Source organism: Cellulosilyticum sp. I15G10I2, assembly GCF_900095725.1.
Taxonomy (GTDB): Bacteria; Bacillota; Clostridia; order Lachnospirales; family Cellulosilyticaceae; genus FMMP01.
In genome coordinates, this window is record NZ_FMMP01000006.1 from 389,028 (window position 1) to 411,371 (window position 22,344).

Here is a 22,344-nt window from a genome sequence, read left to right on the forward strand (position 1 = left end):
GTGGAATAGATTAAAGTGATGGGAGGGGTAGGCACTGAAAATGGATAAAAAAAGTATAACCATTTATGATATTGCAAAAGAGGCGGGGGTTTCGCCTGCCACGGTATCAAGAGTGATTAGCGGCAATGCATTTGTTTCGGGAGATAAAGCTGAGCGTGTAAGGCTGGCTATAGAAAAATATCAGTTTGTACCTAATGCGATGGCAAAAGGACTTAAGGAACAAAGGTCAAAAGTTATTGGGGTAATCGTTCCGGATATTAAAAATCCTTATTTTTCGAGTTTGTTTTATGAAATTCAGATAAGAGCTATGCAAGAAGATTATATGGTGTTTTTATGTAATACAGATGATGATAATCAAGCGGAGTTAAAAATGCTGCATACTCTTGTCAATAAACAGGCAGAAGCAATAGTTATAATAGGAGGCGCTTTAGATTATAAAGATTGTAGTAAAGACTACATTAAGGAACTGCAGGTACTGGCAAGCAGAATACCTATAGTGATCACAACTCATACTGATCAGCTAGATTGTATTAAAGTTGTTAATAATGAACGCGTAGGGATGGAACTTCTAACTTCTCATCTAGCTCAAAGAGGTTATCGAAAGATTGCATTAATAGGAGGGAATAAGAATGTTATTCCTTCCACAGATAGAAGAAGGTATTTTTTAGAATATGTAGAACAAAATGGCTTGCTAACGGAAAAAGAATGGATGATTGATGGCGGTTTTAATATAGAAAGTGGTATAGCGCTTATGGAGAAGCTATGGGCATGTGATAAGAAGCCGGACGCAGTGTGTGGTATCAATGACCTTATAGCACTTGGGGCTTTAAAGTTTGCACATGAAAGAGGGATAAAAGTCCCATTAGATATTGGGATTGCAGGTTGTGACGGGATAGCCTTAGGCGCAGCCAGTTATCCGGCATTATCTACGGTAGCAACACCCTATAACCATTTTGGAGAAAAGATTATAAAGACTATATTGCTGGCGCTTCAGCAACAAACTTATCACAGGTTAAATACTATTGATATGAAGCTTATTATAAGACAGTCTACGTAGTCTTAAGTTTACACATTGCTGTACGATTAGAATGGGGGCGTATATGATGCATATTTTTCTTTTTATTTCTGTTTTAGCAGCTTATTTTGTAAAAGCTATCACTGGGTTTGGTAATACACTTGTGATGGGATCCTTATTTGCATTTATTATGCCTAATGCACTTATAACACCTATAGATCTTGTATTAGGGATGCCAACTAATATTTATATCGCGTGGAGAGAACGTAAAAATATTTCTTTAAAGGTGGTTATTCCTTTAGCACTTATGTTATTAATTGGCATTATCCCTGGTACATTTATACTTAAGATGGGAGGCGAAGGGCTGTTAAAATCTATTTTTGGAGTTGTAGTAGCTGGGATAGGGATTGAAATGTTAATAAGAAATACAAAAAAGAGTGAAGTAAAAAAGAGCAATCCCGCCCTTCTTATAATGATAGGTTTAAGTTCAGGGGTCCTAGCGGGTCTTTATGGAATAGGCGCACTTTTGGTTGCTTATATCGGTAGGATAACGCCTAATAAAAATCAATTTCGTGCAAATATTTGCTGTGTTTTTTTAGTAGAAAATATATTTAGATTTATACTATATGGGTATACAGGGCTGCTAAACAAACAAATACTATCCCTTGTACTTATACTTTCACCAGCTGTTATTTTAGGTATGATGATGGGGATAAAGGTTGATAAATATGTAAGTGAAGTAACAATGCGAAAAGCTATTATTGTGTTGTTAATAATAAGCGGCATCGTTTTATTTCTAAAAAATATTTTAATTAACTAAAGTGAAAGGTAAAAAAACATCTGTTTAGGCAGATGTTTTTTTAGTGTAACGAAGATTTACCTAAGCAGATCGATAAGATATAAAAGGATTAAATAAAATTAAACAAGCACCCTCTATTCTTTCTTGTAATACTATATAGCAAGGGATAATTGCCAAAGACACAAGAAAAAAGGCAAAAAGTGGAGGTGAGTATATGACGAACATTGTAGAGATGCAACATATTTATAAAAGTTTTTATACAGAAAGTTCAGAAATACATGTGTTAGAAGATTTTAATCTAATATTACACTCTGGAAAAATTTTAGCGATTATAGGACCATCAGGAAGTGGTAAGTCAACAATACTAAATATATTGACATCCCTTATAGCGCCTACAAGCGGAGAGGTTAAAATTAACGGCAAGATAGGCTATATGTTTCAAAGGGATCACTTGCTTGAATGGCGTAATATTATAGACAATATTACGATAGGACTGGAAATCCAAAAGAAATTGGATGAAAAAGCTATTGATAAGATTGAAAAGCTTCTAAAAACTTATGATTTATGGGAATTTAGAAAGCGTTATCCTAAAGAATTATCAGGGGGAATGAGACAAAGAGTAGCACTCATCAGAACCCTTGCGACTGATCCGGATTTGCTCCTCTTAGATGAGCCTTTTTCTGCCTTAGATTACCAGACTAGGCTACTTGTCAGTAATGACATATATAAAATTATTAAACAGGAGCATAAGGAGGCGATACTTGTAACCCATGATATTTCGGAAGCTATCTCTATGGCTGATGAGATCGCTGTACTGTCAAGAAGACCTGCGAAAATTAAGAAAACTTATGACATAAATCTAACTATAGAAGGAGAAAAGACCCCTCTTATAGCAAGAAAAGCCCCTGAATTTAAAGATTACTTTGATACTTTATGGAAGGAGCTGGATATCTATGAGTAATTTAGAAAAAAGTGAAGGCTATGAGCAATTTCTGAAAGAGAAGAAGAGAAAAAAGTATGTCATTTTATTTTGGCAGTTTTTTTTAATTGTGGGCTTTATAAGCATATGGGAAATGCTTGCACGATATGGGGTAGTAAATACTTTTTTAGTTAGCAGTCCTTCGCAAATTTACAAACTATTTATCACTTATATTTCAGATGGCAGTTTATTTAAACACATTGGTATATCTGTATGGGAAACAGTGCTAGGTTTTACATTCGGAACATTTTTTGGAATTATCATCGCGATTATATTATGGTGGTCAGATACTTTGGCTAAAATACTTGATCCGATTTTAGTTGTTCTTAATGCACTTCCTAAAACGGCTTTAGCCCCTATTCTTATTGTTTGGGCAGGTGCGGGTATACAAGGGATTGTTGTAACAGCTGTTACTATTTCTATCGTTACAACTATTTTGTCTGCCTATAATTATTTTGTGCATGCAGATGAGGAAAAAGTTAAGATGCTAAAAAGTTTTGGAGCAAGTAAACTACAAATTTTAACAAAGCTTATTTTACCTTCTAATATTCCTAATATCATTAATATTATCAAGATTAATATAGGTTTATCTTGGGTAGGTGTTATCGTAGGAGAATTTTTAGTTTCCAGATACGGTATAGGCTACTTGATTGTTTATGGTGGTCAAGTCTTTAGATTAGATCTTGTAATGATGGGGGTAGCGGTACTTGCTGGATGTGCTTTTTTAATGTATGCAATAGTTAATGTTATAGAAAAATATATCTCACAAAAAGAGTAACCAATTAGTTGTAAAGTGAGTATCCTATATCAAGGAAATGTAAATGATTACCAAAATTAATTTGAGGTGAAGCTATGAAAGGTTTAAGAGTAACATTAGCCATAATTACAACGTTAATGCTTAGTATATTTAACATAGGATGCAGTAAGGGCGGCGTAACAGATATTAAAGTTGCAGAGGTAACACATTCTATATTTTATGCACCACAATACGTAGCCCTTGAAAAAGGTTTCTTTGAAGAAGAGGGTTTAAAGGTAGAGCTTGTAGGGGCACAAGGTGCAGACAAAACAATGGCAGCTTTATTATCAGGAGAAGTACAAATAGGTTTTATGGGACCAGAAGCCTCCATTTATGTATATAATCAAGGCAGTAAGGACTATGCCATTAATTTTGCACAAGTTACTAAAAGGGACGGAAGTTTTCTTGTATCCCGAGTAAATGAACCAGAGTTTAAATTTGAAAACTTAAAAGGAAAAGAAGTTATTGGCGGCAGAAAAGGCGGAGTTCCGGAAATGACGCTTGAATATGTACTTAAAAATAATGGACTTACAATTGGTGAAGCAAATAGTGATGTCAATGTAAGGACAGATATCCAATTTGCTGCAATGGGAGGCGCTTTTACAGGGGGCGAAGGAGATTATGTAACACTTTTTGAACCTGTAGCTACTTCACTTGAAAAAGCGGGGTTAGGTTATATAGTAGCTTCAATCGGAAAGGAATCAGGAGAAATTCCGTACACAGCTTATTGTGCACTTGAGAGTTATATGAAAAAACATCCAGATATTATTCAGAAATTCACAAATGCTATCTATAAGGGGCAACAATTTGTAATGAATCATTCTGCTGAAGAAATCGCACCTATTATTGCACCACAATTTAAAGAACTAAGTCATGAGGATTTAGTTACAGTTATTGAAAGATATAAAGCTATTGATGCTTGGTGTAGTGACCCAGTCTTAAAAGAAGAGAGTTTAAACCGCTTAATGGACGTAATGGAACTTGCCGGGGAGTTAGATAAAAGAGCTGAATACAGCCAAATCGTAAATACAGATTTTGCAAAGAAAGCTATGAAATAACCTATAATAAGGCTGATCTTGATGACTAAGATCGGCCTTATTATTGCTATTAGTTAACAGAACGCGCTTTTGAAGCGAGTAACCGATCAAGATAAATAGATTTAAGCTGTTTACTTGCAAGCATTTGTTTAATAGGCGGCAAGCTTAAAATACTTGAGAGCACGGCAGCCATAGCGCGGTGACTCATAAAAGCTTTATTATCACATATTAAATCTACAAGGGTACCTTTTTCAATAGCCATAAGCACTGTACGGTGCGTAGTATTTGCAGGTGTTAATATTTTTTTAGTTCTTCGTAACAAGGTAATACTTCCGTTTGGACAATTACGTGCACAAACCCCACAGCCAAGACAAAGATCAGGATGAGGTTCGCGTCTTGTGGGTTGTATAGTAGGATCCTTTGTTTTTTCAATACAAGCTACAGGACATATGCGCTCACATTTGCCACAATTTATACAGGTATGGGCGTTAATATTAGGGAAAAAGGAAGTTGTTTCAATAGGATTTAACATCCCAAAACGTTTAGCGGTAGTCATTGCTTCACAGCAACAGCCACAGCAATTGCATAAAAAACTAACCCCTTCTCTTACATTTTCTCCACATTGTACAAGGTTATTCTCGTAGGCTATGTGAAGAAGTTCAAGGCCCTCAGAAACATCCACTGTTCTTGCATATCCATATTTAGTAAGAGAACTAGCGGTAGCCCCAAAGGTCATACAGATATCTAGAGGCGCATTACATGCCTGATCTAAATGATGCATTTTATGTCTGCAATAGCAAGTGCTTATACCTATACTAGAAGCTGTCTGAATCACATGGCTGGCTCTTTCGAAGTCTAATATATAAATTTCATTATCAGCACTTAGGACAGGTTCTTGAATAAAAGTCCTTCCAAATTTAGTCTCAGTAGAAAAAAACAAGTCTTTTATAAAATCTTCTTCGACGTTAATATATTGATGATAAAGCTCGCTAAGAAGTTTTTGGTTAACATCCTCTCGCATACGCATCATAGAAAACTCAAAAAAACCTACCATAGGAGGGGGCAGAAAATAAGTTGTTTTACCGTGATTATTCATATCCAATAAAACACCTTTAGCACATAATTTTTCCAAAATCTTTAAGGTATTATATTCACTTAGATTCCATGTTTTAGCCGCTTTCTTCAAAGTAAAAGGTCTAATAGGAAGCTTGGAGGCCATTTTGGCTTCTTCCTCAGTAAAGAGGAGTTCTAATATTTGATATAAGGTATTTGAAGGAGGTGCTCCTTGAGGAAATTTATTTAATCTTTGCTGTAAGCTTTTATAGACTTCTTTACCAACTATGTGACTCATCTTTTGCCTCCAATTCATTCAATATAAAAAATGTAACATTATTTTGCGTTTTTGTAAATTCAAATGAACGGCCAGATAACTTTTATTTTATTGTGAAAAGGTTTTTAAATCTTCTTTAGATTTGGTATAATACTTTTATTATTCAAAAGTAAAAGAACAGGCTAAAAGGGAGATGCTATGTTTATTTTTATTGATATTACGCAGTTAACTAAAGAATTGAAACGCTTATATGATGTTTGTATAAAGTGCCGGCATAATAGGGAGCTGATCCTCATTAAAACTTATCGTTGTTTTAGAATTTTCTTTATCCCAGTATGGCATTGGCATGAAAAATATTATATTGTAGACCCTGGGTGTGGCGCGACTTATCAAATAAGTGAAGAGGATGCTATTTTAGTTAAGTATGAAAAGAAATCTATTAATGCGTGTCAAGTAATTGAAGCGCATCAAACAACCTTAATGTGTCTGGGATGTCACAAACAGCTCGATCAAGATTATGATTTTTGCCCTTATTGTGGGCAAAAAAGAAAGTAGGATATGATAATGAAATGTAGAGCATACTGTGCGGCATGTTGTATTGCCCCGTCTATTAGCTCGCCGATACCTGGCATGCTAAATGGTAAAAAAGCAGGGGAAAGATGTGTTCAGTTAGACGAGCATAACCGGTGTAGGGTGTTTAATAGTGAGATGAGGCCTGCTGTATGTGCTAATCTACAGCCAAGCCGAGAGATGTGTGGTTTAACTCAAAAAGACGCTTTAGCATATTTAACAAAATTACAAAAGGAAACGGACCCTAGTTAGAATATAAAGTATAATGATAAAGAGGATAAATAGATATGCCAGTGATTAAAACCAATGCAATGAGAATATTAGATAAAGCTCAAATTACTTATGAAGTAAATACCTATGATACCACAGATGGACATCTAGATGGATTAGCCGTCGCAAAAAAAATAAATAAAGATCCAGAGCAAGTTTTTAAGACGCTTGTTGCAAGTGGACATTCTAAAATAAATTATATATTTGTTATTCCGGTAGGGGAAGAGCTTGATTTAAAAAAAGGAAGTGCGCTCACCAGAGAAAAAAGTATAGAGATGCTGCCACTTAAAGAGCTTCAAAAAACTACAGGGTACGTAAGAGGCGGATGCTCACCTATTGGGATGAAAAAATTATATAAAACTTACATTCATGATACAGCACAAAATTATGATTCTATAACTTTAAGCGGAGGTAAAGTAGGTGTTCAAATAACACTTTCTCCGATTAGCTTAAAAGATCTCGTTCAAGCAGAATTTCAAAGCATAATTAAATAAAGCAGATAAAAATAAACGAGATGACAAGTCATCTCGTTTATTTTTACTCTTTAACATAAACCGTATAATAGCCTAATAATAAATCAACCATTCTGCCGTAACTTTTTGTACCGTCAGATATGCCGTTTACTTTAAGGTAAGCATCATTCATTTTACTGGATATATTTTCGACCTTGCCTTCATACTGTTTCCAAAATGCATGATTACGTCCGATATCCTCAATAACATGCTTGGATAAGTTTCGATTAAGTTCTTGCAGCAGACTTGGGTTATCCTGTGCCAGCGCTTGGGCAGTGTGGGTTAAGGCTAATAAATAACCAGAATATTTAAAATCTATATCAGGATGCAGTTTGCAGGTTACAAAGGCAATGAAGTTAGCTTCATCTTCATTGGCATAGCCTCTTTGATGGGCCATCTCATGCATAGTTGTAGCAGGGATAGATAGATCAAGTACAGAAATATTAACATTTGCTTCAGCTGTAAAAGGAAAGTAAATACCAGCTATACCAGTATAATTCATTACCTCAGAAGTTAAGATAGGCTTTGGACGGCCATAGTTGCCTGCTAGACTAGGAAATAGCTTAGCTGCTTCGTTATAACCTAAATGGGCTCTTTCAAATACGCTCCTATAACCATTAGTGATTACCATATAGCCGTCTTTATCTCTTGAGGTTTGTTCGCTTAAATGATTTGTTTCTTCAATAAGATACGTATAAAGTTCCGCAAGTTCAAAGGTACTATGCTTAGTGATATCGATACCTATAGTCTCTCCAAAATGAGGTCTTAAATAATTAAAGCCCCACATACTCATAAACAAAAAATAAAGAATAGATAAAGCTGCTAAAGTATTTAAGATGAAATGCAGAAGTATCTTATGCCATGATTTTGTGTCTTTATAAAGGCGCCATAATATATAAATAATATAAGAGACACAGAGTGGTACAATCCCGTAAATGAGAAGTTCAGATAAAGAAAAAGGGAAGAGACCTGTGATCTTACTTAAACTTTGGATAAATGCTTTGTTAAGTGTCAAAGAGTAAAATGATTCACTTGCGTGTGGATAGATTGAAAACAAATAGTGGAGGAATAGAGCGAAGGGAACGAGTAGTAGACACAATAATTTAAGTTTAATTTTTCTCATGCTAAACCTCCTCATATGGGTTCATAAAGTGAGTAAAAAAAATACTTTAATAACATTATACACTAGATTTAACATATATGTAACACATAACATAAAAAAATAAATATATAAATTATGTAAACTTAAATGGAATGAAATAGATACTTCTAAATAGTATTTAACCAATTTTGAAGCGACTCTAAGCGTTCTAAGGTTTCTTGATACCCATCATTATAGAGCGCTTTAAGTTTAATAGAATCCTTCTCAAAGCGATCAACTTTTAGTGGCGCCTGTGGCCTCAAGACATAAATGAGTCCCTCTTTTTCTAATTGTTCAATTTGCTTGAGTGCATCATTATATTTTTGGTGCCTTATCTTAATCTTTTCGATAACACGGGGATATTTTTTAAGATAAATACATGAAAGCTGATGGAGGATTTTAGAGTATGTTTTCTGATAATCTGCATTGCGGGTCAGTATAACAACGTGATACTGATTACCGTCATCAATAGACTTCTGAATAGGAATAGGGTCTGTTATACCACCATCCAGATAAAATGCATCTTTAATTTTTACAGCTTTAGCAATAAGGGGCAAACTGCTTGATGCTCGGAGGATTTGATTCGTTTCTAATTCGTGAGAAACTTTTTTAGGTTCGAAGTAAACGCACTCCCCAGTTTCACAATGCGTTGCCCCCACTTTAAAGGTAACGTCCGCTTGTTTAAAGGTCTCAAAATCAAATCGGTCCAGCTTATTAGGCAGTTCATCAAATAAAAAATTCATTCCAAAGTAGCTGCCTTCTTTAAAAAGATTTAAAAAGTTAATGAAGCGTTTATCAGTCACCCATTCTGTATAAATTCTATTATTGCGCTTAGGTTGATTAGAAATATAGCTGCAAGAAGTATTTGCACCAGCCGATACAGCTACAATATAGGGGAAGTGGATGTGATTGTTGCTAAAAGCTTCTAATACACCACTGGTATATGCCCCTCTCATCCCTCCGCCTTCTACAATAAGACCTATTTTTTTATCTAGCACGTATACACCTTCTTTGGTTTAAGATAGTCATAATTATATTAATTTCTAAATTATTATAATATTTAATGTGAATAAACTCAAGTGTGGTTTGGATTTTGATGAGAAGAATCTTATGGTATGTATTATGATTTTTTCTTAGTAAGCAGATATTTTTTTGTAAGAAGTCCTAAAAAAATAAGTATAGAAGCGTATATAATAAGATGCGTATAGGTCCGCATGAGAGCATTTATAAGGCTAAGATTATTACCAATATAAAAACCAAGACTTAGGAGTATTAAATTCCATAGGGCTATACCCACAGAGGAATAAAGAATAAATTGCCCGAAGGGCATATGATTAATGCCTGCAAATATTGAGATATAAGTCCGTGTAAGGGGAATCACTCGGGTTAAAAGTACGGCCCAATCGCCATAGCGATTAAACCAGCGATTAAAAATATAGAATGCTTTTGCGGCGTTTTTAGAGTGATTAGACAGCCAGTTTAATAGAGGCGTACCGCCAAGTTTACCTATAAGATAGCAAATCCAAGAACCCATAAGGCCTGCAAGAATACTTATTAAAAATACAAATAAAAATTGAAGATTTGTTTGATTAATCTTTAGCCCTATAAAAGGTAATACGATTTCACTAGGAATAGGGAAGCAGGCGTATTCAAGACCTATAATTGCAAAAATGCCTAAATAACCTAATTGATTAATGAGTGACATAAGACATTTAATGAGATTTGTAGCGGATAACATTTAAGTATTCCTTCTTTCTATATAAGAATTGTCCTACTTCATTTAATACTATGAGTATGAGTAAAAAGTTTAGAGTAGTACAAATAAATAATTGAAATAGTGTGAAGCGTGCGCTGTGATTTAAACTGTGCGGATTTTAAGTGTAAAATATAACTCTAGCATAAATAGAGGTTACATGTTATACTATCCCTTGATAAACAATGAGATAAAAGGATGATTAAAAAATGATTACAGTTACAAATTTAAGTTTGCAATTTGGTGGAACGAAGCTATTTAATGATGTTAATCTTAAATTTACGCCTGAGAATTGTTATGGTGTAATAGGTGCAAATGGAGCGGGGAAGTCTACCTTTTTAAGAATACTATCCGGAGAGCTAGAAAGCACCACTGGCGAAGTATCAATTCCTAAGAAAATGAGAATGTCAGTTCTTAAGCAAGACCACTATCAATATGATGAATATGAAGTGTTGCAGACTGTTATAATGGGAAATGCAAGACTTTATGAAATAATGAAGGAAAAAGATGCCCTCTATGCTAAAGAAGATTTCACAGATGAAGATGGGGTAAAGGCGTCTGAACTTGAAGGGGAATTCGCAGAAATGAATGGTTGGGAAGCCGAATCAGAAGCTTCTCAGATTTTACAAGGGCTTGGTATTACTACAGATCTGCATTATTCCTTGATGAAAGATTTAAAAGGCGGGGATAAAGTAAAAGTGCTTCTTGCTCAGGCTTTGTTTGGTCGGCCAGACATATTGCTATTAGATGAGCCTACTAACCATTTAGATATTCAATCTGTAAACTGGTTAGAAGATTTTTTATTTGACTTTCCTGGTACAGTTATTGTTGTATCGCATGATAGACACTTCCTTAATACTGTATGTACGCATATCGTGGATATTGACTTCTCAAAAATTAGAATGTACGTAGGTAATTATGATTTTTGGTATGAAGCAAGCCAATTGATGCAGCAGCTTATGAAAGCGCAGAATAAGAAAAAAGAAGATCAAATGAAAGACCTACAAAGCTTTATTACAAGATTCTCAGCGAATAAATCTAAATCAAAACAGGCTACCTCACGTAAAAAGCTACTTGATAAAATTTCATTAGATGAAATGCCGGCTTCTACAAGAAGGTATCCGTTTGTTCAGTTTAAACAAGACAGAGAAGTAGGTAATGAAATTCTATCAGTTGAAGAATTAAGTAAAACCATCGATGGGGTAAAAGTACTTAATAATGTTAGTTTTCGTGTTAATAAAGAAGATAAGATTGTTTTTATTGGAGAGAATGAGCTGGCTCAAACAACCTTGTTTAAGATTTTAATAGGTGAGATGGAACCAGATTCAGGAAGCTTTAAATGGGGCGTTACGACTTCTCAATCTTATTTTCCAAAAGACAATTCACAGTATTTTAACGAGTGTGAGTTAGATCTTATTAACTGGCTCAGACAATTTTCAGAGGAGCAATCAGAAAGCTATCTGCGTGGCTTTTTAGGCAGAATGCTTTTCTCAGGGGAAGATGCACTAAAACCAGCTAAGGTTTTATCTGGAGGAGAAAAAGTAAGGTGTATGCTTTCGCGCATGATGCTTAATGGTGCAAATGTTATTTTACTCGATCAGCCAACCAATCACTTAGACTTAGAATCTATTACAGCCTTAAATAATGGACTTATAGATTTTAAAGGCAATATACTTTTTACATCCCATGACCATCAATTTATTCAAACCGTAGCCAATAGAATTATAGAACTTACAGATACGGGACTTATTGATAAAATGATGACTTATGATGAATATCTGGAAATTAAAACAAAATAATATTGTATAAACTCTTATCAAAAAGCAAATGTTGCATACTTTGGTAAGAGTTTTTTATATTTAAAAGATGAAAGGATACATTAAGTATGTTATGATAAGTAGGAAACTTGTAAAACGAAGTTTATAAAAATAATGGGAGAATAACATTCAAAATGCATAATTTCAAAGTAGAAGAACATTTATCCAGAATGGGTTTAATATTAAAACTGTTTTCTCATGACTTAATACAAGAAAAAGTGATCCATCACAAAGATATAAAATATGGTAAAAATAAAAGGCAATACTACAGGCTTTATCAGGGGAATAACTCTAAGCTTCCGCTTATATTTTTTGTCCACGGCGGTGGATGGTGGCATGGCAGCCCAAAACTTGTAAGAGCAGTAGGGAAATTTTTTTATAAGCAAGGGTATACAGTAGTGCTTCCAGCATATAGGCTGGTTCCAAGGTATACTTATCCAAAGCAAGCTGAAGATGTGATATGTGCATTTTCGCATGTAATGAAAACTTTTATGGATAAAGATTATAATCATCAAGTAGTGGTAATTGGTTTTTCGGCAGGAGGAGAACTTGGGGCACATTTAGTCTTTGATGCTAAGATGCATCATAAATATGGCATAAGTGACCAGGTATTTAAATGTTTTATTTCACTTGCGGGCGTGCTGGATTTTGCAAAGTGTAAATCTTCTTATGCTAAGCATTTAATTAAAAATTATGTAGGTAAAAAATATAATAAGGATGTAGTAAATCCTAAGGGGCTCATTCGAAAAGAAGTTAGAACGCCTGTGATGTGCATGCATGGCAGTAAAGACAAGCTTATTGATATTCAAAATGCAATAAGTTTTTCTGAAGCAGTAAATAGACATGGAGGAACTGCAAAAGTTCAGATGTTAAAAGGATATAATCATTCTGATATGATGGGACTAATCGTAGGTAAAGGCAGAAAAGAGACACATATACTACTAGACTTCATCAAACAATAAGGGGAGACTTATAATGGAGCAAATACAAAGAAATTATTTAATTGACAATCTAAAAGGATTACTTATCTTTTTTGTTGTGTTTGGACACGTTATTGAATACTATATACAGGGTAATTCTTTTTTTATGGGAGTATATCTTTTTATCTATTTATTTCATATGCCTCTTTTTGTTTTCATTTCGGGATATCTTTCAAAAAACATTGATAAGTGCAGAAAAGGTGCAATTAAAAATCTTCTAATTCCCTATATCGTTTTTAATATTATCTGGTATGCACTAGCCTATATTGCAACGGGAGATATTATGCTACTTATTATTTATCCAGGATGGACACTTTGGTATTTAATTAGTTTGTTCTTTTGGAGAGTGATGCTGAAATATCTTATTCGTATAAAGTATATTTTGCCTATAAGTATTATATGTGGACTGCTTATTGGCGTAATGCCAAGAGGAGGGGTCATATTATCTTTATCGAGAACGGTTACATTTTTGCCTTTCTTTTTAATAGGTTATTATACAAATGAGGCTAGGCTTAACAAGGTTTCTAAGATCAGTAAAAGGTTATCAGTTGCTGGGATTGCTGTAGCCGTTATTGCAGCATTTTATCTTAGTAATAACAATTTATTAGACTATAATTTTTTATACCATTCTCAATCCTATATTTATAGTGGGCTTACAATTAATGAAGGTATGCTGTTTAGAGCTGTGCTTTATATAGGGGCTTCGCTGTTAAGTATCTGTGTCTTAAATTTGCTGCCTAGGAAAAAAGTCTTTTTTACCAATATAGGACAACAAACTATGAATATTTATTTATTCCACCCCTATCTTATAATTGCGGTATATGCTATTATTCATGTTCTTAAATTGTTAAGCTTTAATACTCTGGGCTATTTTATGATGATTTTAAGTCCTATTATAATCATTTATTTGCTTTCACGTAAAATGACAGATAAACTTTATAACGGATTATTTAATAATATTAACAAGGTAGTCTATCATCATAAGATTTGGGAACCTTGTAAAAAGCAATATACTTATGTAAGACCGAAAATTATATTTATTAGACGTAAAATATTAGGTTTTTAAGCATGTAAAATAAAAATTAATTTTAAGTACAAACAACTCCTCTAAAATAGCAGAGGAGTTGTTTGCGCTTGGGTAAGGGTGTTTTCAGCTGTTAAGTAATTAAACAAATAAGCTGAGAGTGTAAGATGTTTCTTAAAAATGATGGATGTATTATATGATGTTTTGGGTGCCATACCATCTTAAAATTAAATCTAAGATGTATTTATAGTATTACCTCGTTTCTATATTTTATACCATCTGAATCCTATATTTATTTTGTATATATGCTATAATTATTTATGAAACAATAGTTAATTGATCAGAAGATAGAGGGAGTTAACCTATGGAAAACTATTTTTATAAGTGTGAATTGTGTGGATTCGTTCATTTAGTACCAGCATACTGGGTAGCTTTTAACCCAGATTCAGAGGTGGAGCTAATACATATTAATATGAAAACAGGGGAAGAATGTATAAATAGTAGGCTATTATTAGATGAGAAGATTTAGTTAGATGTATAAAAACTTATAAAGCGTAATATAATTTAATGATTGCTTAATCTACAAAGATAATTTGGAGTAAACAAGACTGGAGAAATAAAATGCTTTGGAGTAAAGGAATTATTTATAGTATACGATTTATTTTTATTGTAAATACAATTTATTTAGTGTTCAATCTGCAGTTTCTTTTGGTCGGACTATTAATTGGAAGTTTATTACTTACTTTTATACCAGAAATTTTTACAAAGATTTCTAATGTTAAAATAACAATGACGGGAAGAGTAGTCTATACCGTGTTTATATTTGGAACACAATGGCTAGGTACTTATTTAAGGCTTTATGACTCACTTATATGGTGGGATATTATGCTGCACTTTTCGTCAGGTATATTACTTGGTTATGTAGGGCTACTTATACTCCTCTGGATAGATAAAGAAGGCGTCGTAGAAAAAAATATCAGATTCAGAGTAATTATCCTTTTTTCATTTTTAGTATCTGTTTCAGGTGCGGTTTTTTGGGAGATAATGGAATTTCTAGCCGACACCATTTTCGGCAGCAATACGCAGCTTGGTAGCTTGCAAGACACAATGGAAGACATGGTTTTTGGAACTCTTGGAGCTATACTATTTGTAATTTATATGTATTTAGCCTCACATAAAAAGAAAAAAACAGTACTTGAGCGTTTAATTGAAATTAATTGAGTTGATAAAAAGGATGAGTAAATAACTCATCCTTTTTATATTATGCTTTTAAAGTGTAAGAAATATTGGTATAGTAATAATAAAGTTTATAATGAGTTAATTTGTTATACCTATAGAGAAACAACATATAAGCCCCCGTTATTCATTAGTATAGTGTTGTTTCTCAGAATGATTTCACATCACATATTATTGTGAATAACTAACATTTAAAGATGTGAAATCTATAATATGAGGAGATAGAAAATGGAAATTTTTAATATAGACCTAGTAACTAACTTAGAAGTAAGAACTATTCAAAGAGGTGAAGATATAGATTTATTTATACAGACATTAGGCATTCCAATTCATTTAGAAATACAAGATAGCAGCTACTCAAGAATTCAGTTTCCACAAGTTAGAGCTGTACTTATTAGAATGTCTCCGACAAACAGTGCTATAACCTGTCATATTCTAAGAGATATTGATTTGTTTTCAAGTTTTGCAAACTTTGAAGTTCATAAGCCGCTTAAAGAGATAGTTCTGTATAAGCAAGACAGTTATATCGATCTAAAATTTAACTAGAAAGGAATTGTGTATGATTTTATTGTCTGCGAACCACATAAAAAAAGTGTATGGAGAAAAAGTGCTTTTTGAAGATCTTTCAATAAGTATTGATGACTCAGAAAAAATTGGTATCATTGGTATTAATGGAACGGGTAAAAGTAGTTTGTTAAAAATATTAGCAGGAAAAGAAAGTGCGGACCATGGAGAGGTTATAACTTCTAATGAATTAGTGATAGAGTATTTGCCTCAAAATCCTATTTTTGATGAAAAGTCAACAGTGATTGAACAAATTTTTAAAGGGGAGTCGCCCTTTATGAAAGTTTTAAGAGACTATGAAAGTACGGTAGGAGAAGTTGAACTATATCCCAATAATCATGAGTTGCAGCAGAAACTTATAAAGCTTAGCGCACAAATGGATGCAGTGGAGGCGTGGCAGCTAGAAAGTGAAGCAAAGGCCATCTTGATGAAACTTGGTATTACAGAAGTTAATCAAAATGTAATTGAGTTATCAGGAGGACAAAGGAAAAAAATTGCATTAGCAGGTGCACTTATAAGACCATGCAATTTACTGATATTAGATGAACCAACCAATCATTTAGATAATAATACGATTGATTACTTAGAAGAACTTATAAAGGCTAAGAAGTGTGCAGTTGTTATGGTTACCCATGATAGGTATTTTTTAGACAGAATTGCCAATAGAATTATAGAACTTGATCAAGGCACGCTTTATAAATATGAGGGAAACTACGAGACCTTTGTTGCGCTAAAGGCACAAAGAGAAGAAATAGAAGAGAGAATGAAAGAGAAGGATTTATCTTCTTATAAGAAAGAATTAGAGTGGATGAGAAAGGGGGTTGAAGCTAGAAGAACCAAGCAAAAAGCGAGACAGGATAGATTTTATGAACTTGAAAAAAGTCTAGAAGGTAATAGCAGACAGAATTTGGATATTGCTCTTGGTACTAGCAGACTTGGTAAAAAGATTATTCATTTGGATGAAATCACGAAATCTTTTAAAGATCATCTTATCATTGAAGATTTTACGTATACTGTGTTAAAGGAAGACCGCATTGGTATTATTGGAGATAATGGAGCGGGTAAATCTACTTTGCTCAACCTTATTACTGGCAAGATAGCCTGCGATAAAGGGGTGTTGGAAGTGGGCGAAACTGTAAAGATTGGATACTACACCCAGGAAAATAAAGAGATGGACCTCTCAATTAAAGTTATTGATTATATTAAAGACAAAGCAGAGTATATTAAACTTGCTGATGGCAGTACGCTTTCTGCTAGTAAAATGTTGGAGAGATTTCTTTTTCCTTCCTCTATGCAATATACAACAATTAATAAATTATCAGGGGGAGAGCGTAGGAGACTTTATTTATTAGGTGTTATTATGCAAGATATTAATGTCCTTTTATTGGATGAGCCGACTAATGATCTAGATATTTATACGCTGCAGGTGCTAGAAGCATATATTGATGAGTTTAATGGACCAGTTATTTCCGTATCTCATGATAGGTATTTTTTAGATCGTGTTGCAGAGAAGATTTTTGTATGTGAAGGCAATGGTAAAATAACTTCTTATCCAGGCAATTATTCAGATTATCATCTTAAAAGACAAGAAGAAAATAAATTTAAACAAGATTGTCTTAAAGAAGCTAAAACTTTTCAAAATGAAAACAGGACTACTAAGCCTCAGATGATTCCGCCTAAACTAAAGTTTACTTATAATGAAAAGTTAGAATATGAAAAGATTGATGAGGAGATAGAGAGGCTTGAAGCTATGCTTAAAAAAATAGAAGATGAGATACTTGAAAATGTAACCAATTTTAGTAAGCTTCAGGATCTTACTAGCCAAAAGCAAGAGGTGGAGGATCAGATTGCTTATAAATTAAATCGATGGGAATATCTAAATGAATTAGCCCAGAGAATAAATGATCAATAATAAAAGCCTCTAAAATTTAAAATAAAGTTTTAAAAGGTGAAGACAAGCGCTCTTAGCACTTGTCTTCACCTTTTTTAAGATTCTGCGCCAAGTAATAAAGCAATCATTAAAATAACAATAACTGGTGGAATCACCCACTTAAGTAGAAGATTAAAGTAATGATCAAGCTTAGTAGAGGAAGCTGCGCCTATTTCGAGCTCTTTGTTAAGACGCGTAGTTTGCCATACCCAACCAGCTATAATTGCAGTTAAAACAGCAACAAGGGGAATGGTTATATTATTGGTTAGATAATCAAGCCAACTAAAAATAGTCCTGCCTCCCACAGTTATATAAGATAGAGGGCCTTCGCCTGCAATATTGACAGCGCCTCCAAGTGTCGTGGCTATAACAACCATCCACGTAGATGTTTTTCTGCTCCAATTTCTTTTTTCAATGACATAAGTAATAAGTATTTCAAGCATAGATACCATAGACGTAATGGCTGCTACAATTACTAACAGAAAAAACAGAAGGCTAAACCATCTGCCACCAGGCATTTTAAGAAAGACTTGAGGTAAAGATATAAAAATTAGTGAGGGGCCTGCAGTTGGCTCTAGATTATAAGTAAATACCGCAGGAAAAATAAGAAGTCCTGAAAATAAAGCAATAATAGTATCTGCAAGTGTTACTTGGCGTGCTATTTGACGTATGTTTTCTGTTTTAGCAATATAGCTTCCATAGGTAATAAGTGCTCCCATGCCTAAACTTAATGAAAAAAAGGCCTGCCCGATTGCACCAATAATAACTTGTGGCGTAACAAGACGAAAATCGGGCCTAAATAAAAAGTGCATAGACTTACTAAATCCAGGCAGCGTTGCAGAATAACCTATCAGAAAAATAAACAGTACAAAAAGTACAGGCATCATAATTTTAGAGTACTTTTCTACCCCCTCTTTAATGCCCATAGAATTAATGAGTGCAGTCATATAAATAGCAATCATAGAAAAGATAAGAGGAATGCTCATAGAAGAGCTCATGTGTGAAAATATTGCTTTAAAGTGCATTACACTGTCTGTTGCAGAAGATAAATTATAAAGCGTCCCAGTAAGGGAGTGGTAAAAATAGTAGATGACCCAGCCTGTGATCATCATATAAAATGTAGAAATAAGAAAAACTGTAAGAACAGCTATAAACCCAACGATGTTCCAAGTCTTTTTATTACCTATAATACCGAATGTGTCCACGGCATTTGTTTTAGCTCTGCGCCCCATAGCGAATTCGGTATAGACAAGAGGATATCCCATTAATATAATGGCAATTAAATAAATAATAATGAAAGCACTTCCACCGTTTTTACCGGCCATATATGGGAATTTCCATATGTTCCCAAGTCCGATAGCGGAACCCGCTGAAGCGGCAACAATGCCTATTTTAGAAGAAAATGTATCACGATTTTTCATTTGAAACCTTCTTTCTTTAAATGATGTATTTAATTTACAATATAATAAGGATAAAGATTTTAAGTCTAAGCAATACTAATCATAGCGGATGGACTTGTTTATTATATGTATATTTAAGCATTAATACAATTTAATACCAATATTTCAAAATATTGGTATTAAATTTAGAAAATTATCTTACAAAACTTTTAAATATTACTATATTTTTAGGATTAGAATGTGTATAATAATAAGGGTATATTTAGAGATAATAAGGAGGAGCAGTAGAATGGATGAAAATAACATCACCATGGCAGACTTAATGGCAGAAATTGATAAATCAATGACTCGTATATATAGAGGAGACATTTTAAAAGCAAAAGTTGTTTTAATTCAAGAACAAGGGGTAGTTGTAAATATCGGGTATCATACGGACGGTCTTATTACTTGGAATGAATTTTCTTATGATGAAGTAGATAGGGATAGTATTAAAATGGGAGATGAATTTGAAGTCACTGTTCTAAAAATAGATGATGGCGAAGGAAATGTTCTTGTTTCTAAACGCAGAGCAGAAGCCCAAACAGCATTAGAAGACATTCAAGAACTCTTTGATAAAAAAGAAAAGTTTACAGTACGTATTAAAGATGTTGTAAAAGGTGGTGTTGTAGCGCCTGTTAAAGGGTTACGTGCATTTATTCCTGGCTCTCAGCTTTCAAATACATATGTAGAAGATTTATCAAAGTATGTAGGACAAGAAGTTGAAGTAGAAATTATAGAGTTCGTGCCTAAAACTAAAAAAATTGTTTTATCAGGTAAGAAAATAGCTGCAGAACGTGCACAAGCAGCTAAAAAACAAAGACTTGAAGAACTTGTAGAAGGTGAAAAATATACAGGGGTTATCACAAAGCTTATGCCATACGGTGTCTTTGTTGATTTAGGCGGCGTTGATGGACTTATTCATAATAATGATCTTTCATGGGTTAAAATTAAACATCCTTCTGATGTTGTAAAAGAAGGACAAAAAGTGGAAGTAACATTATTAGCATTAGATAAAGAGACAGGAAAGGTATCTTTGCGTTTAAAAGATATTACTATGGATCCATGGTATCTTGAAACAGTTAATTTAGAAAAAGATCAAATTGTTCCTGTGACAGTAACACGCTTTACACATTTTGGAGCTTTTGCAAGTATCAATGGAGGGATTGAAGGACTCATTCATATTTCTCAGATTTCCGAAAAGAGAATTCAAAAACCAGAAGAAGTTCTAGAAATTGGTCAACAGGTTAAAGCTAAGATCCTAAATATTGATAAGGATGCTAAGAAAATCTCTTTAAGTTTAAAAGAAGTACAAGAAAAAATAGACCCTGATATGCTTAAGTATATGAATCAAGAAGAAGAAGGCGCTAAATTGGGAGATGTTTTAGGTAATGTTTTTTAAGAGAACCCTTTTGGGTTCTTTTTTGTTAAGGGATATACGCATAAAGTAACAAAAGAAAAGTTAAGGGAGATATGTATGGGCATATTTAAAACTATGTTTAAAAAAAATAAAAAAAAGCATAGTCTGCCACTTGGCACAGCTGCTATTGAAGAACTATTTGAAGAACTTAATGAAGTTTTTATGAAAAAAAAGCGTGTCAGTGATTATCTTATTGATCTTGAAAATAGAGAAGAAGAAATTAAAAAGTTTCAGGCGTTAGATAAAGAGGATATTGAAAAATTAAATGTATTAGCCAATAAAGCCAGAGATATTGAGGATAAAAAACAAAATCTTAGAGGAAGACTGATTAAAAATAACAAAGCGCTTTTTCTAATTTCACAGTATGAAGAGGAATTACCTACACTTATTAAAGAAATGTATGAATCAGAGAAGAAACAAAAAGAGACAGAGAGAAATATTTTTTATTTGCAAGAAGAAAAAGAAGCATTATTAGAAGAACGTGAGGTGCTTATAAAAGGCTATCGTTTTCTTAAAGTATTTAGTATAACGTTTGTTATTATAATAGCCCTATGTGTTATCATAACATCAGCACTTATGCAGATGTTAAGAGATGAAGTGTGGCTTTTTTTAGGACTATTTGGTGTTTTAATGATTGTTTTTTTAGTAGGTATTTTATATTCAAAGGATAGAATCGATAGAGCACTTCGGGATAATGTTATTTTACAGCAAAAAGCTGCAAAGTATTTAAATAAGGCTAAAATCAGTTATTTTCATCAAATAAGGTATTTAACCTTTCAGTATGAGAAACTTGGGGTAGATAGCGTTGCTAAACTTGAAATGTACTACAATAGGTATATTAAAAATAAAGATAATGAAAAAAAATACTTACAGCTTAATCAAATAATTTCAGAAATTGAAGAGAAAATGATAGAAGTTATTAGAAATAAAAATATTCAGATTGACTACATTGAAAATTTAGCAGATTGGGCTATAGCACCTAAGAAAGTTAATGCGCTTAAGACTTTAAAAGCGGATAAGCAAAAAACAGAGGAACAGCTGCAGGCTTTAAATACTTATGAAGAGAATTTATGGAAAGAAGTTTTTGCGCTGCAAGAAGAAAAAAATAGTCAAGAAATGATACAAGATAAAATAAATGAGTATAATAGTAGAATGAATAGATATCTTGACAAAACCAGTAAAGATGCATAAAATATAAATAAATTGAATAATAAAATATGCGATGATAAAGAGGAGTATAGTATAACTGCGGTTAGAGAGAGAAGATTGATAAGCTGAAAGTCTTCTTACGTAAAGGGTACTAGAAAGTAGCTTTTGAGCACTGTTTTTGAATTTATAGTAGAAAATAGCGGGGGTGCCCGTTACAGCATTTTGAGTGCTTTACATGATTGTAAAGAATTAAGGTGGTACCACGAGTTTTTTCGTCCTTAAGTTGAGGATGAAAGAACTTTTTTTATTTGTAATAAAAAAGTGTCAAATGGTGCTTAATAGGAAATATAAAGGATAGGTGAAACCATGCAAATAGTAGGGTTTGTACTGTTTTGTATTGGGGTAATCATTACCTTTTTTGCAAAACGCATAGTAATGGGAAAAACAAGACTAGATAAAGATGATAAAGAAGACATGCAGATGCTCTTAAGCGGTGCTGTGATCGCTGTTAAGATGGCAGGATTTGTAGTAACTGCAATAGGCTTTTTATTTTTAATGATTTAATACGTAAACCATCAAGGAGGAA

General features: G+C 33.4%; 23 protein-coding genes and 1 other annotated feature. Of the genes, 18 read left to right on the forward strand and 5 right to left on the reverse strand.

Features of this window, described 5'->3' with window-relative positions; all coding sequences use genetic code 11:
• The first annotated feature begins 40 nt into the window (after nucleotides 1-40).
• From BN3326_RS01830 to BN3326_RS01850, 5 genes are all read left to right on the forward strand, one after another.
• Nucleotides 41-1,057, forward strand: a complete 1,017-nt coding sequence (locus BN3326_RS01830) for a LacI family DNA-binding transcriptional regulator (protein WP_069997408.1) — start codon at nucleotides 41-43, stop codon at nucleotides 1,055-1,057.
• 43 nt (nucleotides 1,058-1,100) lie between these two features.
• Complete coding sequence (locus BN3326_RS01835; RefSeq protein WP_069997409.1) at nucleotides 1,101-1,835, forward strand: sulfite exporter TauE/SafE family protein; 735 nt, start codon at nucleotides 1,101-1,103, stop codon at nucleotides 1,833-1,835.
• Nucleotides 1,836-2,028: 193 nt separating this feature from the next.
• Nucleotides 2,029-2,775, forward strand: coding sequence for an ABC transporter ATP-binding protein (locus BN3326_RS01840; protein ID WP_069997410.1), 747 nt, complete (start codon nucleotides 2,029-2,031; stop codon nucleotides 2,773-2,775).
• Nucleotides 2,768-3,571 carry an ABC transporter permease gene (locus BN3326_RS01845; protein ID WP_069997411.1) on the forward strand — a complete coding sequence of 268 codons (804 nt, stop codon included), beginning with the start codon at nucleotides 2,768-2,770 and terminating at the stop codon, nucleotides 3,569-3,571. Before BN3326_RS01840 ends, BN3326_RS01845 begins: the two co-directional genes overlap by 8 nt.
• Before the next feature lie 116 nt (nucleotides 3,572-3,687).
• Nucleotides 3,688-4,647: an ABC transporter substrate-binding protein gene (locus BN3326_RS01850; protein ID WP_242875955.1), complete on the forward strand. Its 960-nt coding sequence runs from the start codon at nucleotides 3,688-3,690 to the stop codon at nucleotides 4,645-4,647.
• Nucleotides 4,648-4,696: 49 nt separating this feature from the next.
• On the opposite strand, the gene BN3326_RS01855 is transcribed toward BN3326_RS01850, so the two are convergent.
• Nucleotides 4,697-5,977: a 4Fe-4S dicluster domain-containing protein gene (locus BN3326_RS01855; protein WP_069997413.1), complete on the reverse strand. Its 1,281-nt coding sequence runs from the start codon at nucleotides 5,975-5,977 to the stop codon at nucleotides 4,697-4,699.
• A 177-nt stretch (nucleotides 5,978-6,154) separates the two neighbouring features.
• Here BN3326_RS01855 and BN3326_RS01860 point away from each other — a divergent pair, with 177 nt between their 5' ends.
• From BN3326_RS01860 to ybaK, 3 genes are read left to right on the forward strand one after another with little or no spacing between them, the layout of a single operon-like run.
• Complete coding sequence (locus BN3326_RS01860; RefSeq protein ID WP_069997414.1) at nucleotides 6,155-6,511, forward strand: zinc ribbon domain-containing protein; 357 nt, start codon at nucleotides 6,155-6,157, stop codon at nucleotides 6,509-6,511.
• Nucleotides 6,512-6,520: 9 nt separating this feature from the next.
• Nucleotides 6,521-6,778, forward strand: coding sequence for a YkgJ family cysteine cluster protein (locus tag BN3326_RS01865; protein ID WP_069997415.1), 258 nt, complete (start codon nucleotides 6,521-6,523; stop codon nucleotides 6,776-6,778).
• 35 nt (nucleotides 6,779-6,813) lie between these two features.
• Nucleotides 6,814-7,290, forward strand: coding sequence for a Cys-tRNA(Pro) deacylase (gene ybaK / locus BN3326_RS01870; protein WP_069997416.1), 477 nt, complete (start codon nucleotides 6,814-6,816; stop codon nucleotides 7,288-7,290).
• Nucleotides 7,291-7,333: 43 nt separating this feature from the next.
• Here the strand turns inward: ybaK and BN3326_RS01875 are convergent, their stop codons facing one another.
• The 3 genes from BN3326_RS01875 to BN3326_RS01885 form a co-directional block, all read right to left on the reverse strand.
• Nucleotides 7,334-8,431 (reverse strand): DUF3810 domain-containing protein, encoded by a 1,098-nt coding sequence (locus BN3326_RS01875; RefSeq protein WP_069997417.1) that lies wholly within the window; start codon nucleotides 8,429-8,431, stop codon nucleotides 7,334-7,336.
• Nucleotides 8,432-8,577: 146 nt separating this feature from the next.
• Nucleotides 8,578-9,447: a patatin-like phospholipase family protein gene (locus BN3326_RS01880; protein WP_083258463.1), complete on the reverse strand. Its 870-nt coding sequence runs from the start codon at nucleotides 9,445-9,447 to the stop codon at nucleotides 8,578-8,580.
• Nucleotides 9,448-9,569: 122 nt separating this feature from the next.
• On the reverse strand, nucleotides 9,570-10,187 hold the full coding sequence (locus BN3326_RS01885; RefSeq protein ID WP_069997418.1) for a DedA family protein: 618 nt from the start codon (nucleotides 10,185-10,187) through the stop codon (nucleotides 9,570-9,572).
• Between the two features lie 224 nt (nucleotides 10,188-10,411).
• Here BN3326_RS01885 and BN3326_RS01890 point away from each other — a divergent pair, with 224 nt between their 5' ends.
• The 7 genes from BN3326_RS01890 (at nucleotide 10,412) to BN3326_RS01915 (ending at nucleotide 17,735) form a co-directional block, all read left to right on the forward strand.
• On the forward strand, nucleotides 10,412-12,001 hold the full coding sequence (locus BN3326_RS01890) for an ABC-F family ATP-binding cassette domain-containing protein (protein ID WP_069997419.1): 1,590 nt from the start codon (nucleotides 10,412-10,414) through the stop codon (nucleotides 11,999-12,001).
• A gap of 152 nt (nucleotides 12,002-12,153) precedes the next feature.
• Nucleotides 12,154-12,981 carry an alpha/beta hydrolase gene (locus BN3326_RS01895; protein ID WP_069997420.1) on the forward strand — a complete coding sequence of 276 codons (828 nt, stop codon included), beginning with the start codon at nucleotides 12,154-12,156 and terminating at the stop codon, nucleotides 12,979-12,981.
• Between the two features lie 13 nt (nucleotides 12,982-12,994).
• Nucleotides 12,995-14,065, forward strand: a complete 1,071-nt coding sequence (locus BN3326_RS01900; protein ID WP_069997421.1) for an acyltransferase family protein — start codon at nucleotides 12,995-12,997, stop codon at nucleotides 14,063-14,065.
• A gap of 322 nt (nucleotides 14,066-14,387) precedes the next feature.
• The gene (locus BN3326_RS21840; protein ID WP_171903741.1) at nucleotides 14,388-14,552 is read left to right on the forward strand and encodes a hypothetical protein; all 165 of its coding nucleotides are present in this window, start codon (nucleotides 14,388-14,390) and stop codon (nucleotides 14,550-14,552) included.
• Nucleotides 14,553-14,644: 92 nt separating this feature from the next.
• Nucleotides 14,645-15,244, forward strand: coding sequence for a DUF2238 domain-containing protein (locus BN3326_RS01905; RefSeq protein WP_069997422.1), 600 nt, complete (start codon nucleotides 14,645-14,647; stop codon nucleotides 15,242-15,244).
• Nucleotides 15,245-15,487: 243 nt separating this feature from the next.
• Nucleotides 15,488-15,805: a hypothetical protein gene (locus BN3326_RS01910; protein ID WP_069997423.1), complete on the forward strand. Its 318-nt coding sequence runs from the start codon at nucleotides 15,488-15,490 to the stop codon at nucleotides 15,803-15,805.
• A gap of 13 nt (nucleotides 15,806-15,818) precedes the next feature.
• Nucleotides 15,819-17,735 carry an ABC-F family ATP-binding cassette domain-containing protein gene (locus tag BN3326_RS01915; RefSeq protein WP_069997424.1) on the forward strand — a complete coding sequence of 639 codons (1,917 nt, stop codon included), beginning with the start codon at nucleotides 15,819-15,821 and terminating at the stop codon, nucleotides 17,733-17,735.
• 74 nt (nucleotides 17,736-17,809) lie between these two features.
• Here BN3326_RS01915 and BN3326_RS01920 read toward each other — a convergent pair whose 3' ends face one another.
• Complete coding sequence (locus BN3326_RS01920) at nucleotides 17,810-19,174, reverse strand: sodium-dependent transporter (protein ID WP_069997425.1); 1,365 nt, start codon at nucleotides 19,172-19,174, stop codon at nucleotides 17,810-17,812.
• 268 nt (nucleotides 19,175-19,442) lie between these two features.
• Between BN3326_RS01920 and rpsA the strand changes: the two genes are divergently transcribed.
• From rpsA to BN3326_RS01935, 3 genes are all read left to right on the forward strand, one after another.
• On the forward strand, nucleotides 19,443-20,591 hold the full coding sequence (rpsA, locus tag BN3326_RS01925; protein WP_069997426.1) for a 30S ribosomal protein S1: 1,149 nt from the start codon (nucleotides 19,443-19,445) through the stop codon (nucleotides 20,589-20,591).
• A 75-nt stretch (nucleotides 20,592-20,666) separates the two neighbouring features.
• Nucleotides 20,667-21,800, forward strand: a complete 1,134-nt coding sequence (locus BN3326_RS01930) for an AAA family ATPase (RefSeq protein ID WP_069997427.1) — start codon at nucleotides 20,667-20,669, stop codon at nucleotides 21,798-21,800.
• Between the two features lie 22 nt (nucleotides 21,801-21,822).
• Nucleotides 21,823-22,041, forward strand: a binding site (T-box leader).
• Between the two features lie 83 nt (nucleotides 22,042-22,124).
• Nucleotides 22,125-22,322 carry a hypothetical protein gene (locus BN3326_RS01935; RefSeq protein WP_069997428.1) on the forward strand — a complete coding sequence of 66 codons (198 nt, stop codon included), beginning with the start codon at nucleotides 22,125-22,127 and terminating at the stop codon, nucleotides 22,320-22,322.
• Nucleotides 22,323-22,344 lie beyond the last annotated feature (22 nt).

What these genes read in the sequence shown, in the direction of transcription:
- BN3326_RS01830 (WP_069997408.1), top strand. Translation starts at nt 41, where the DNA reads ATGGATAAAAAAAGTATAACCATTTATGATATTGCAAAAGAGGCGGGG.
- BN3326_RS01835 (WP_069997409.1), top strand. Translation starts at nt 1,101, where the DNA reads ATGATGCATATTTTTCTTTTTATTTCTGTTTTAGCAGCTTATTTTGTA.
- BN3326_RS01840 (WP_069997410.1), top strand. Translation starts at nt 2,029, where the DNA reads ATGACGAACATTGTAGAGATGCAACATATTTATAAAAGTTTTTATACA.
- BN3326_RS01845 (WP_069997411.1), top strand. Translation starts at nt 2,768, where the DNA reads ATGAGTAATTTAGAAAAAAGTGAAGGCTATGAGCAATTTCTGAAAGAG.
- BN3326_RS01850 (WP_242875955.1), top strand. Translation starts at nt 3,688, where the DNA reads ATGCTTAGTATATTTAACATAGGATGCAGTAAGGGCGGCGTAACAGAT.
- BN3326_RS01855 (WP_069997413.1), bottom strand. Translation starts at nt 5,977, where the DNA reads ATGAGTCACATAGTTGGTAAAGAAGTCTATAAAAGCTTACAGCAAAGA.
- BN3326_RS01860 (WP_069997414.1), top strand. Translation starts at nt 6,155, where the DNA reads ATGTTTATTTTTATTGATATTACGCAGTTAACTAAAGAATTGAAACGC.
- BN3326_RS01865 (WP_069997415.1), top strand. Translation starts at nt 6,521, where the DNA reads ATGAAATGTAGAGCATACTGTGCGGCATGTTGTATTGCCCCGTCTATT.
- ybaK (WP_069997416.1), top strand. Translation starts at nt 6,814, where the DNA reads ATGCCAGTGATTAAAACCAATGCAATGAGAATATTAGATAAAGCTCAA.
- BN3326_RS01875 (WP_069997417.1), bottom strand. Translation starts at nt 8,431, where the DNA reads ATGAGAAAAATTAAACTTAAATTATTGTGTCTACTACTCGTTCCCTTC.
- BN3326_RS01885 (WP_069997418.1), bottom strand. Translation starts at nt 10,187, where the DNA reads ATGTTATCCGCTACAAATCTCATTAAATGTCTTATGTCACTCATTAAT.
- BN3326_RS01890 (WP_069997419.1), top strand. Translation starts at nt 10,412, where the DNA reads ATGATTACAGTTACAAATTTAAGTTTGCAATTTGGTGGAACGAAGCTA.
- BN3326_RS01895 (WP_069997420.1), top strand. Translation starts at nt 12,154, where the DNA reads ATGCATAATTTCAAAGTAGAAGAACATTTATCCAGAATGGGTTTAATA.
- BN3326_RS01900 (WP_069997421.1), top strand. Translation starts at nt 12,995, where the DNA reads ATGGAGCAAATACAAAGAAATTATTTAATTGACAATCTAAAAGGATTA.
- BN3326_RS21840 (WP_171903741.1), top strand. Translation starts at nt 14,388, where the DNA reads ATGGAAAACTATTTTTATAAGTGTGAATTGTGTGGATTCGTTCATTTA.
- BN3326_RS01905 (WP_069997422.1), top strand. Translation starts at nt 14,645, where the DNA reads ATGCTTTGGAGTAAAGGAATTATTTATAGTATACGATTTATTTTTATT.
- BN3326_RS01910 (WP_069997423.1), top strand. Translation starts at nt 15,488, where the DNA reads ATGGAAATTTTTAATATAGACCTAGTAACTAACTTAGAAGTAAGAACT.
- BN3326_RS01915 (WP_069997424.1), top strand. Translation starts at nt 15,819, where the DNA reads ATGATTTTATTGTCTGCGAACCACATAAAAAAAGTGTATGGAGAAAAA.
- BN3326_RS01920 (WP_069997425.1), bottom strand. Translation starts at nt 19,174, where the DNA reads ATGAAAAATCGTGATACATTTTCTTCTAAAATAGGCATTGTTGCCGCT.
- rpsA (WP_069997426.1), top strand. Translation starts at nt 19,443, where the DNA reads ATGGATGAAAATAACATCACCATGGCAGACTTAATGGCAGAAATTGAT.
- BN3326_RS01930 (WP_069997427.1), top strand. Translation starts at nt 20,667, where the DNA reads ATGGGCATATTTAAAACTATGTTTAAAAAAAATAAAAAAAAGCATAGT.
- BN3326_RS01935 (WP_069997428.1), top strand. Translation starts at nt 22,125, where the DNA reads ATGCAAATAGTAGGGTTTGTACTGTTTTGTATTGGGGTAATCATTACC.